The organism is Atlantibacter sp. RC6, assembly GCF_014193285.1.
Taxonomy (GTDB): Bacteria; Pseudomonadota; Gammaproteobacteria; order Enterobacterales; family Enterobacteriaceae; genus Atlantibacter.
The window spans coordinates 83,616-95,776 of sequence record NZ_JACHZE010000012.1 but is presented as its reverse complement, the minus strand read 5'-3'; the positions used below and the strand labels follow the sequence as shown (position 1 = coordinate 95,776).

Genomic DNA, 12,161 nt, shown 5'->3' with positions numbered 1-12,161 from the left:
CATGATTGATTTTAACGATCCGCGCCAAATCGCCAGGGCGATTCAGTACACCAACGTCAACCCGGATTTGACGCGCGAAGGGGTGATTAAACATCTGGAAACCTGCATGCAGTATCAATTTGATGCCGCCATGATTGCGCCCTGCTGGGTTTCCCTTGCTAAAGAGATGCTGAAAGGCAGCGGCGTGCGGGTGGCGACCACGGTCAACTTCCCCATGGCGAACGACACCACGGCGATGAAAGTGGCGGTGGTACGCGAGCTGGCGAAAGAGGGCGCCGATGAGTTCGACTTCCCGCCAAACCCGGGCTATCTGCTGGGCGGCCAGGAGGATCTCTATTTCAACGAGCTGAAAAGCGTGGTCCATGTGGCGCACGACCTGGGGATGAAAGTTAAAGCCATGCTGGAATTTGGTTTCATCACCGAAGAGGCGTTGAAAATCAAAGCCACCCGTTATGCCTTTGAAGCCGGTATTGATTGGGTGAAACAGTCCAGCGGCTGGGGCAAGGGCGGCTGCGAAGCGACGGTAGAAGATGTCCGGCTTCTCAAAGCCAATATTCAGTTACCGTGCCGGGTAAAAGTATCAGGTAAGGTCAATACCCTGGAAAAAATGAAAGCGATGTTCGAAGCCGGAGCCGAACTGGTCGGCACCAGCTCCGGGCCGGAACTGGTTAAAGGCCTGACCGGGGATATCAACGCCTACTAATACATTGCCGCCGCAAGCGTCATTGCGGCGGCGCAGCGTTGTGCCACTGGCAGTCAAAAAGAGGAATGACTGATGAGTATTTTTATCCTTGGCAGTTATGCCAAAGCGCTGGTCATGACGGCAGATCGCATCCCTATGGCGGGCGAGACGTTAATCGGCAGCGATTTTCGCCAGACCTGGGGCGGAAAAGGCTCGGATATGGCGGTGCAGGCGGCGCGGCTCGGGGCGAACGTGGCCTATGCTGGGGTGGTTGGCGACGATACCTTCGGCCATGAATTTGTGACCCTGATGCGCGACGAAGGCGTCAATATCGATGCGTTGACCTTAACCCCGGAATTACCGACCGGAGCCGGGTTAATCATCAAAGATAATCAGGCCCGCAACGTGATAGTGGTGGATATGGGGGCCAATAAACTGTTCAGCCCGGCGCACGTGGACGAAGCAAGAACGCTTATCGAGCAGAGCCGCGTAGCGCTGGCGCAGCTGGAAATCCCGCTGGAAACTGCGCTCTACGGCCTGAATCTCGCTAAGCAGCTCGGCAAAATCACCATTCTCAACCCCGCCCCCGCCAGGGATTTACGTGGCGTAAACCTCAGCCATATCGATTACCTGACGCCCAACGAAACCGAAGCCCGCGTGGCGCTAGGTCTGGCTCCCGACGATGCGCGCAGTAATCGCGAGATAGCCGATCTGCTACTGGAGACCGGCTGCCGCTATGTGGTGATGACGCTTGGCGAAGCGGGCAGCGCAGTGTTTAGCCGCACCGATACGCTTGAAATCCCGTCCTGCAAAGTGGACGTGGTAGACAGCAACGGCGCGGGAGACAGTTTCAACGCCGGATTAGCGGTGGCGCTTAGCGAAGGACAGCCCATTGAAAAAGCCGCGTTTTTCGCCAATGCCACCGCCGCGCTGTGCTGTTGCGACTGGGAAACCGTGCCCTCCTACAAAACGCGTCAAGAAGTCGAACAATTTCTCGGTTGTTAATTATAAAAATTTAATTCGGAGAGATAACCATGAGACCTGAACGTATCCTACATCCTCAACTCGCGGCGGCGCTGTCCACCCTCGGCCATACCGATATTATCCTGGTGACCGACGCCGGTTTCCCTATCCCGCCACACGCGAATCGCATCGACCTTGGTTTCTGGCCCGGTATTCCCGACGTGACCGATATCCTGCGCGTGCTGCGCCATGAAGTGTTTGTCGAGGATATTAAATTTGCTCGCGAAGTCCGCGACTGCAACCCGGACCTGTACCGCCAGGTGCAGGATATCTTCACTGGCTCCGGGACGGATTTTAGCGAAGCCAGCCATGAAGTGCTGTGCAACGAGCTCGCTTACAAAGCCAAAGTGATTATTCGCTCCGGTTCGTTTAACCCGTGGGCTAACTTCGCGCTGGTGGCCAGTACCGATCCGTTCGCGTGGTTTGCCGACGGTACTCACGTCCAGCCGCTGCCCGCCTATGTCGCGCGCCGCCAGCGGATTAAAGAGAATCACGTCCCGGAACTTAACTAATCAGTCGGCTGTTGGGTAACCACAACAGCCGAATCAATAGCGGATTATCGCAGGCACACGACAGGGCGATACGGGCTGTTTTTCTGTTCATGAGGCTCGTATCCCGGTAAGGATTGTGACGATGAAATATCCATTTTATTTGTACTTTAGTTGTTGCGTGGCCATTTTCGGCGGGATCATGTTTGGTTTTGATATCGCGATAATTGCCGGCGCTATTCCTTTTATCCAGAGTTATTTCAGCTGGAATGAACTCCAGCTCGGTTGGGGTGTGAGCTCATTACTTGTAGGCTGTATTATCGGATCATTCGGGTCGGGATACGTTACCAATAAATATGGCCGCAAACGTGTTTTGATTGTCGCCGCGATTATATTTGGTATTTCCTGTGCGGGAACCGGTATCGCCACCAACGAGACCACATTCATTCTTAACCGCCTGCTAGGCGGGATTAGCGTCGGCGCGATTTCAGTGCTTTCGCCGATGTATGTGGCGGAAATGGCACCGGCATCAATGCGTGGACGGATGACCGCGGTTTACCAGTTGTGCATCATGCTGGGTATTTTGCTCTCCTATATGACCAATTATTTTTTAAAGGATTTGGAAAGTAACTGGCGGCTGATGTTTATCTCCGGCGTGTTTCCTGCAACGGTGTTTTTTATTGGGCTGCTGTTTATTCCGGAAAGCCCGCGCTGGCTGACCATTCGCGGACAAAAACAAAAAGCGCTGGCGATACTGCAACGTTTTTATTCCCCGGCAGAAGCGCAAAACATTACCGCTGACGTAGAGAAAAACCTCGCGGCTCATCACACTACCAAAGCCAGTGCGCTGTTTAATAAAGATTCACGTAGCAGCATTGTATTAGGATTGATTTTGGCGGTGCTGGTGCAGTTAATTGGCTGTAACGCCGCGCTGGATTATGCGCCGAAAATAATGATGGCCGCCGGGTTTTCTATTAGCTCTGCGCTCTATTTCAATATCTTTATGGGCGTCATCAATTTGATCGCGACCGTAATCGGCGTGGTGTTAATTGACCGGGTAGGGCGGCGGCCCCTCTATTTCTATGGCTCGTTGATTATGGGCGTGTCGCTGTTTTTCCTGGGCTTCTCGTTCCATCACTCCTTGCCGGTTCTGGTAACGCTGTTGTTTTTATTTTCGTATATCGCCTGCTTTTCCGCCTGTATCGGACCGGTATTCTGGACCCTGGTCTCGGAAATGTTTCCCAATGCGATACGCAGTAAAGCCGTGGCGCTGGTTTCTTTCACCCAGTGGATATTCAATTTCCTGGTGGTCTGGCTATTTCCTTTTACGCTCGCAACCTTCGGCGGCAATAACACGTTTTATTTCTTTGCCGTGATGTGCCTGATCCAGCTGGCGATTGCCAAATTTATGCTGCCAGAAACTAAAGGAAAATCACTGGAAGAGATCGAGCAGTTCTGGCTGCAAAAACAGCGCCATGCTTCTCCGCTTGCGGACAACGCGTCGGTGAAGGGAAGTGCGTTGCGCTGAATATATCCGGCGAGAACCGTTCTCGCCGTCAATCATAAACGGGGGCATCATGGATTCGTTAGAGCGCTTGTTAGAGCAGGCGACACGTCCGGCATTACCGCAGCGAAAAGACTACAAAATCGGTATTATCGGCGCGGGTTTTATCGTTGAGCATTGCCATCTGGTGGCGTACCAGAAAGCCGGGTTTATGCCGTATGGGATTACCTCACTGGATATTACCCATAGCCAGCGGCTGGCCGGAGCATTTCACATCCCTAAAATCTACGCTAACTGGCAGGAGATGGTATGCGACCCGCAAATCGAGATTATCGACATTGCCGTACCGCCGCATATTCAGTTAGAGATTGTGCGCTTTATCTGCGCCAATAACTCTCCGGCCAAAAATGTGAAAGCCATTCTGTGCCAGAAACCACTGGCGATGTCGCTGGAGGCCGGGCGTGAAATTGTCCGTCTGAGTAAAGAGAGCGGCATCCCTGTCGCGGTGAATTCCAATATGCGCTACGACCCGTCAATCCGGGCGTTAAAGTATATTCTCGATAACCAACTGATTGGCACGCCCGTGCTTGCCAGCATTGATATGCGCGCTATTCCTGACTGGCAGCCGTTTCTTCAGCAATATAAAAAGCTCGAACTGTATGCCATGGCAATCCACCATATCGACGCTTTCCGCTTTCTGTTTGGCGACCCGGTTAAAGTCACCGCCGTTTGCCGCACCGACCCGCGCACGACGTTTGATCATACCGATGGCATTACCCAATACACCTTCCAGTACGCCAATGGCCTGATTGCCACCAGTCTGGACGATGTCTGGGCCTGGCCGGGGGAACCCTGCGCTAAAAATAACTACATCAACTGGCGGGTGGAAGGCACCGACGGGCTGGCGGAAGGGGATTTTGGCTGGCACCGCCGTCCGCCAGAGTATTGCGGCAGTACCTTAAAACTGGCGTCACGCGAGTACCCCAACCGCTGGATCGTTCCGCAATGGGAGCGCCAGTGGTTCCCGGATGCGTTTATCGGCACCCTGGCGAGCTTGCTGTGCGCCCTCGAACACAGCGCCGAACCGGAAATCAGCGCCGAGGACAACCTGGGCACGCTGGCCTGTATCGAAGCCTGTTATGCCTCTATTCAGGAAGAGCGAACCGTTTATCTCAATGAAATCCTTCAGGAGAATACAAAATGATTAACGTCGGCATCTTTACCGGTTACTACCCCTACACCCTGGAAGAGACTATCGCGAAGATTAAGCAGGCAGGGATGGGCTGCGTGCAGCTTGACCTCGAATTTACCGATATCGATCTAAGCCGCGGGCATATTACTAAAGAAAAAGCGCACCAGGTGCGTGACGCGTTTCGCAAAGCCAACCTGCCGATTGTCGCTATCTCTGCATACACCAACCTGGTGCATCCGAACCCGGTAAAACGCGCGGAAAACATCGCGGCGGTGAAAGAGATCCTCGCTCACGCGCGGGACTTTGGCACGCCGTATGTGATCAGCGAAACTGGCACTTATAACGTCGACAGCGACTGGCTATACGATCCGAAAAACAGCACCGAAGAGGCCTACCAGGAATTTAAAGCCATCGCCCGCGAACTGGCTGCTTTCGCGTATGACCACGGCGCGGTGTTTCTGGTGGAAAACTACGTTAACAACGTTATCGGATCGGTTAGCCAGGTGGCGCGCCTGATGCGCGATGTCGATCACCCTGGCCTGGGTCTGGCGCTGGATCCGACCAACTATTTTGATGACAAAAATATCGACGCTATTGATGAGACGCTGCACAGCATTTTCAATGTACTGGACAGCAAAATTAAAATTGCCCATGCCAAAGATTGCAAGAAAACTGACGTGGTGATGGAGAAATTCGGCGACGGGGCGGCGGAACACAATAGCTTCCGTGGAGCCGGTTCGGTGGAACTGCCGGCGGCGGGGTTGGGGGCGCTTAACTACTTGCTGTATGTGGAGTTGCTCGCGAAAAATCATCCGAACATTCCGCTGATTATCGAGCATGTGGATGAATCAGATATCCCACGCGCCAAAAACTTTGTGGATGACGTGCTGATGGTAACCGGGGCGTAATTCCTAATCTGAATCAGGTATCCCGCGCAGCAGGGCGGGATACTTGCGTAAACTGGCGCAAAACTCACCACTTAATTCATAAGGCCATTGACGGCTTTGCCAGATTTACTTACCCTTTTACACCGTGTTCGCGCCCGTGAGCACGTCTTCTCTCAGGGCCGATATAGCTCAGTTGGTAGAGCAGCGCATTCGTAATGCGAAGGTCGTAGGTTCGACTCCTATTATCGGCACCATTTCAAGCTCTTCCCAAGTCTACCGAAATCAACTTAAAGCCCGTATACTGCGGCTTCAAGCCCGTATCTTATCTCCTGTTATCAACTGGACTCAATCGGAATCAAGTTACAGTTGGGGGCATAAGTGGGGGCATTCTGTGTTCGGTCCAGGGAGATGCCCCCAATGAAGCTAAATGCGCGACAGGTAGATGCAGCTAAACCCAGAGAGAAAGCCTATAAGCTGGCAGATGGTGCTGGTTTGTATCTTGAAGTCGTTCCCTCTGGTTCTCGATACTGGCGAATGAAATATCGCTTCAATGGAAAAGAGAAGCGTATGGCTTTTGGGGTCTATCCGGCAGTGTCCCTTGCACAAGCGAGGGCACTGCGTGATGAAGCTAAGAAAAAGCTGGCCGAGGGTATCGATCCGTCTTTCGCAAAGAAAGAAGAAAAGCTGGTTCGGGATGTGCAACTCAACAACACGTTCCAGTCTGTGGCGCTTGAATGGCACGGAACGAAGGTGAGCCGTTGGTCAGAAGGTTATGCCTCCGACATTATCGAAGCTTTCAATAAAGATATTTTCCCCTATATCGGCCAACTGCCGGTGAATGAAATCAAACCGCTGGTTCTGCTTAATGTGCTGCGTCGTATGGAAAGCCGTGGCGCGACAGAGAAGGCTAAGAAGGTTCGCCAGCGCTGCAGCGAAGTCTTTCGTTACGCCATCGTTACTGGCCGTGCGGAATACAATCCTGCGGTGGATCTAACCAGCGCGATGTCAGGACATGAATCGAAGCATTATCCCTTCCTTACCGTTGAGGAGTTACCAGACTTCTTTAAAGCTCTCTCTAGCTATACAGGCAGCCCGTTAGTTGTTCTTGCCGCACGTTTGCTGATCTTTACGGGGGTTCGCACCGGTGAGCTTCGAGGTGCTTTCTGGAGTGAGTTTGATCTTGAAAAAGCGGTGTGGGAAATACCTGCAGAGCGCATGAAGATGAAACGGCCTCACCTGGTGCCCCTCTCTACCCAAGCGCTGGAGATCGTACAGCTGCTCAAAGCGATGTCTGGACAATATCCTCTGGTGTTTCCTGGGAGGAATGATCCCCGCAAAACAATGAGCGAAGCGAGTATTAATCAGGTGTTTAAGCGGATTGGGTATACGGGGAAGGTCACGGGGCATGGTTTCCGCCACACGATGAGTACGATTTTGCATGAGGAAGGGTTCAATACAGCGTGGATTGAAACCCAGCTGGCTCACGTTGATAAGAATGCGATTCGCGGGACGTATAACCATGCGTTGTATCTGGATGGGCGGAGGGAGATGATGCAATGGTATGGAGGGTTTATTGAAAATTCTAGTTACTAAGTAAGGCATGATTATTACTTTTATGGGGAATCAACTTTGTTTAATTTATAATAAATGAAATCATTTCGTTGTTCATTAGAAGCTACCACCATGAATTTTACGTTTGTTAGTCTTATTTTTTTTGATTAAATTGGTTTTATCATACAGGTGTTTTACTTTATTTTCGCACAATAAGATGGGAATAGATCTTTAAAATTATTAGCGCAGAATAAATATCTTTATTTTTATATAAATTCAAACGATTGAGCTGAAAAGTGTTATTGAGAAAGATTAAAAAACCATAATGATATGATGGGTTTTCCTCGACTTTCCAAGAGATTCATTAGGCGTTATTATTAGCCTAATTAAGCATTATTTTGTCTCATTAGTTTTCTTATTTTTTTTCAATTTAATAAAGAAATAATTACATGACAATGAAGCTTGCTCCTCAATTGAAAAATACGCACGTTATAAAGGATATGCTAAAAAAAGTTAATGTTTCTATTTTTCTTTCAGATGGAAGACGCGTTGAAACATTGTTAGTTTACCTGCCTTCAATCAATGGAGTAATAAACCATACAGCATTTTTCGACTTGATAGCAAATGAGTTGCTCCATCACTTTGCTCTCACTTGTCAAGATATTGAGAAAAAACTTAAGCGAAATGGTGCTCAAGCTGCGGACATTCTTTTCAAAAAAGCGTTAAGTAAACTAAGTCAACAAACGGCACATGGTGAACTTGGTGAATTAATCCTATTTACTTTAGTTGATGTTTACCTAGAAGCTCCTAAGTTACTTAGCAAAATCTCCCTAAAAACCAGTCCGCAAATGCCAGTCTTTGGCGCTGATGGCGTACATATCCAGTACGTCAATAATAAAATACGTGTATATTTAGGTGAGTCAAAGCTTTATACGACCTTTAGTAATGCTGCAACCAAAGCTGCAAGTTCAATAGAAAAAGCCAAAAGTAGATATCTTGATGAGTTCAATTTAATCGATAGTTACATAGACCTCCCTCAATTAGATGAAGATGCAGAAGAAGAACTTCTTGGAATACTAAATCCATTTGAGAATAAAAATATTGATGATCATATTCATTCGCCTTGTTTTATTGGTTTTGCAGATAAAAATTTAATTGAGAGCTGTCTCAAAGGTGAAGATTTTCTTCAATGTTATATAAATATGGCATTCAATCATATTGACGATTATTATAAAAAGCTCGAGAAAAGAAGTGTGAATATTGAATCGTCAACATTAATGATTCTGCCTTTTACCGATACTGAGGCTTTAGTCAAGGATTTTATAACCCATCTTGGGATACAAAAATGAGCGAATTCTACACCAAATTGTCTAATCGGATAATAAATAATGAAAAATTCAAAAGTGGTACATCAGAGTTGTTTTCAGGCTATATTAAGATGCTTATTGGTGAAAAAGAAACCATTTGTAAGGAACTCGCAAAAAATATAACTACAGCCTCTCAGATTTTTTATAAATCTGAAGATGAAAAATATTTGAAAGAAGGTGCTAACCTTCTATCAATGTTAATCGATTCTTGTGGGACAGATTATCCTGAAATAATTCCTATTGCTGCACATGTTTTTACCAGCACCGGAGACTTTCCAAATATAGAATTACTTGAAAAACGCTTTCCGGAAATACATTTCAAACATAATTTCCTCTCAGAAGCTACATTTAATTTTCGTCGTTCATTAAATAATGTAGAGACTCTAAATATTATATTGACTGATTTTCAAAAAAGGCTTTGGGATGATCTACAGAGAGGTGATGATGTTATTACCGTTGCACCGACCTCTGCGGGGAAAACACATATTATACTAAATTATTTAGTTGATAGTGTACTCGATAGCCTTGATGGCGCATTTGCTGTAATTGTAGTTCCTACCCGAGCATTAATTACAGAAGTATCATCTAAAATTTATAATCTTGCTAAGGAAAGGGAAAGAGAAAAGGAAATTGAAATTTGTACTATACCAAGAGATGGTAATTTTTCAGACAAAACATTCTTTGTTATGACGCAAGAACGGTTACATGAGGTTCTGCTAAGAGGCGATATCAGCTTTAACTATCTTTTTATAGACGAAGCTCATAATATTTCTGATGAAAGTAGAGGGGTTCTACTTCATCTAACACTTGAAAAAGTCTTGGATAATGGTACTCCTCAGATCATTATTGGAATGCCATCACCACAATATCAGAATAGTTTCACAAGTGTATTTAATGATATTGCCTTTAAAAAGGAGATAACCAGCCATTCTCCGGTTTCAAAATTAATAATGAATGTGAGGCCGAAAGGAAGAAATCTTGAAATTGATAGATTGTATTCCGCAGACAAGGTGGTAATCCCTAAAAACTTTAAAGAAAAAAAACTTGCTGATATAGTTTATAGATTAGGGAAAAATCATAGCAATATTATTTATAGAAACCAAACTAACTATTGTGAATCAATAGCTCAAGATATTTCAAACAGAATAGAGGCTGTTGATGATAACGAAGCACTGATCGAAGCTTCTGAATATATTAAACACTTTATTCATGAAGAGTTTACTTTGGCTTCTAATCTTCTGAAAGGTGTTGCATTTCATTACAGCCCATTGCCGACATCAGTTAGAATTATGGTTGAAAATTTAGCTAAAGAAGGGCATGTAAAATATATATGCTGCACAAGTACTTTAGCAGAAGGAGTAAACCTTCCTGCAAAAAATTTATTTATTCAAAATCCATTCTTTAAACAGAAATTCCAAAGCCCAGAAAGACTTGAGGATGTAAAAATAAATAACATCACTGGAAGGGCAGGTCGAATGCTTCAGCATTTTTCTGGTAATGTTTTCCTTATTGAGCAGGATAAATGGGCCTTTGATGATTATTTTACTGAAAGTGATGAACTCAAAGAAGAAAAAATACCAACCTATTTTAAATTAATCAATGATAAAACTGATGATGTGATAATGGCTCTATCAGGTCAGTATCCTAGGGAGGATGAGCAATATAAATTTTACTCAGTAGCTAATAAGTTAATTAAAGCTTTTGATAATGGTAGCCTTGATAATACACTTTCTGCTCCAGAGGTAAAACTTGATAGCCATATGATTCGCAGATTGAAGAATGATGTTGAGCAGGCATTTTTAAATTTGAAAGTATCATCCCTGATTTTAGAGTCTAACCCTACGATAGGATATATTCAGCAGAATAAAGTCTATGAGTTTCTAATGAGCGAGCTTGATTTACATGAATGGTCATTACCACACCCTAAATCGGAAGATTTGTATGAGAGATTATTAAAAATTTCAAGTAAGCTTATTGAGTATGGCGTATTTATCCCATCTGGAAACTATACAGCTAAATATATCTGTCTTATATCTAAAAAATGGATTCAAGGAAATAGCTTAAAAGAAATGATATCGGAACAGATTTATTGGGATAATGCTTCTCCTTCGCAGGACGCCAATGATGAAGATGAAGGTATAAATGAGGTTAAAGTTAATAAGTCAGTTCGTAATGTTATAAATGTAATTAATAGCGATGTTAGATTTAGGCTATCAAATGCAATAAAATGTTATTATACACTTTTTGTATTGGCAGCCAGAATGAAAAGAAGTAATGTTCAAAGTGTAAAATTACATTACTTTTTGGAAATTGGTGCTAGTGACGAGAGGATGATGGATTTATTAAACCTTGGATTGTCACGAGAAGCATCTAAAGAAATTGATGAGAAAGTGCCTTCTGGAGTGCCAATTAAAAATCTTGCTGATTTAATTAGATTATTAGACTCAGAAAGCATTTCTCGAATACACGTTGTTATAAAAAAAGAAATGGAACATTTAGTTAATCGTTCTTGAATTTTAACAACTCCTGAAGAGCTGATCTCAATACACCAAACGATACGTCTTTATCAATAAATTTGTTGCGTGTATTGATTTCAGTTTTAAAGGTGAGAAACGAATTAGAAAAATCCATATTAATTGAGTTTCCTTGATTATCTTTACCCTTAACTTTCAAACCTGAACAACCATCGTGATCGGATAAAAAGTTAACTATTTCAACAACATGTTCTTTTGTAAGTTGATTATAATTATCATTATTGAATGCCAAATCAAATGATAATTGCATTCCAGGCCCAATAAGTGGTGTAGAAGCCAGTTCTTTGAAAAATGTTGGTGCATCATCAGCTAAATCAACTAGATAAGAAGAATTCATTTTAAAATGAAGACTGTCAAATTCAGGAATGTTATTTAGTGTTGTAAACTCTTTTCTCCTAGGAATAAGATCAAGTTTTATCTTATTCCTGCGATCGGTGTTAAATTGCTCCAATATAAATCGGCAGATACTTTTTATAGTCCCACTGGGCCCAGAGGTAAAACCAAAGATGATCTTCATTGAGGGTATTACAGTAATAAAGTAGGGGTCGCCTATGATACCTTGGTTCAGGCTAATTCCACTTATTACACCATCTCTAGTTGCTTTGATTTGCCATGTATTGCGCTCTTTAACAATAGTGGTATTAAAAGTTTTTAACCCATCATGAAGACAATAATGATCAACTTTAATTAAATGTTTTCTGTCCCGATGGGAAATTACTCTAACGTTCTCATCTAATTCCGATACTGTAGCATAGTTAAGAGCAAAATCATCAAAATACTCATCTTTAGTATCTATTTTAAAAAAAATGACCGTGACATTTTTTTTTATTTTATTTGCACTCATTTTTAAATCCTCACAACACATCGGCAGATACATGTATAAATAACCAGTATCTTATCATGAAACATTATATCTTGTCTAATGATAAATAA

At 44.6% G+C, this 12,161-nt stretch carries 10 protein-coding genes and 1 tRNA gene; 10 read left to right on the top strand and 1 reads right to left on the bottom strand.

The features are described 5' to 3' along the window. Position 1 precedes the first annotated feature (1 nt). From deoC to FHW74_RS20525, 10 genes are all read left to right on the top strand, one after another. Complete coding sequence (deoC, locus tag FHW74_RS20570) at positions 2-703, top strand: deoxyribose-phosphate aldolase (RefSeq protein ID WP_125295117.1); 702 nt, start codon at positions 2-4, stop codon at positions 701-703. Positions 704-775: 72 nt separating this feature from the next. Then, on the top strand, positions 776-1,687 hold the full coding sequence (locus FHW74_RS20565) for a ribokinase (RefSeq protein WP_183172174.1): 912 nt from the start codon (positions 776-778) through the stop codon (positions 1,685-1,687). Between the two features lie 29 nt (positions 1,688-1,716). Then, a complete protein-coding gene (rbsD, locus tag FHW74_RS20560) occupies positions 1,717-2,217 on the top strand; it encodes a D-ribose pyranase (protein WP_183172173.1) in 501 nt (166 codons plus the stop codon). Positions 2,218-2,338: 121 nt separating this feature from the next. Next, positions 2,339-3,721 carry a sugar porter family MFS transporter gene (locus FHW74_RS20555; RefSeq protein ID WP_183172172.1) on the top strand — a complete coding sequence of 461 codons (1,383 nt, stop codon included), beginning with the start codon at positions 2,339-2,341 and terminating at the stop codon, positions 3,719-3,721. Positions 3,722-3,770: 49 nt separating this feature from the next. Further along, positions 3,771-4,901, top strand: a complete 1,131-nt coding sequence (locus tag FHW74_RS20550) for a Gfo/Idh/MocA family protein (RefSeq protein ID WP_183172171.1) — start codon at positions 3,771-3,773, stop codon at positions 4,899-4,901. Beyond that, positions 4,898-5,797, top strand: a complete 900-nt coding sequence (locus FHW74_RS20545) for a sugar phosphate isomerase/epimerase (protein ID WP_183172170.1) — start codon at positions 4,898-4,900, stop codon at positions 5,795-5,797. The genes FHW74_RS20550 and FHW74_RS20545 overlap by 4 nt, the downstream gene beginning before the upstream one ends. Before the next feature lie 157 nt (positions 5,798-5,954). After that, positions 5,955-6,030 (top strand) — tRNA-Thr (locus tag FHW74_RS20540). A 163-nt stretch (positions 6,031-6,193) separates the two neighbouring features. Continuing rightward, on the top strand, positions 6,194-7,369 hold the full coding sequence (locus FHW74_RS20535) for an integrase arm-type DNA-binding domain-containing protein (RefSeq protein WP_183172169.1): 1,176 nt from the start codon (positions 6,194-6,196) through the stop codon (positions 7,367-7,369). A gap of 407 nt (positions 7,370-7,776) precedes the next feature. Next, positions 7,777-8,676, top strand: coding sequence for a DUF1837 domain-containing protein (locus tag FHW74_RS20530; protein WP_069596264.1), 900 nt, complete (start codon positions 7,777-7,779; stop codon positions 8,674-8,676). Beyond that, positions 8,673-11,207 carry a DEAD/DEAH box helicase gene (locus FHW74_RS20525; RefSeq protein WP_183172168.1) on the top strand — a complete coding sequence of 845 codons (2,535 nt, stop codon included), beginning with the start codon at positions 8,673-8,675 and terminating at the stop codon, positions 11,205-11,207. Before FHW74_RS20530 ends, FHW74_RS20525 begins: the two co-directional genes overlap by 4 nt. Here the strand turns inward: FHW74_RS20525 and FHW74_RS20520 are convergent. Next, positions 11,194-12,072 carry a hypothetical protein gene (locus FHW74_RS20520; RefSeq protein ID WP_182320379.1) on the bottom strand — a complete coding sequence of 293 codons (879 nt, stop codon included), beginning with the start codon at positions 12,070-12,072 and terminating at the stop codon, positions 11,194-11,196. The genes FHW74_RS20525 and FHW74_RS20520 overlap by 14 nt on opposite strands. Positions 12,073-12,161 lie beyond the last annotated feature (89 nt).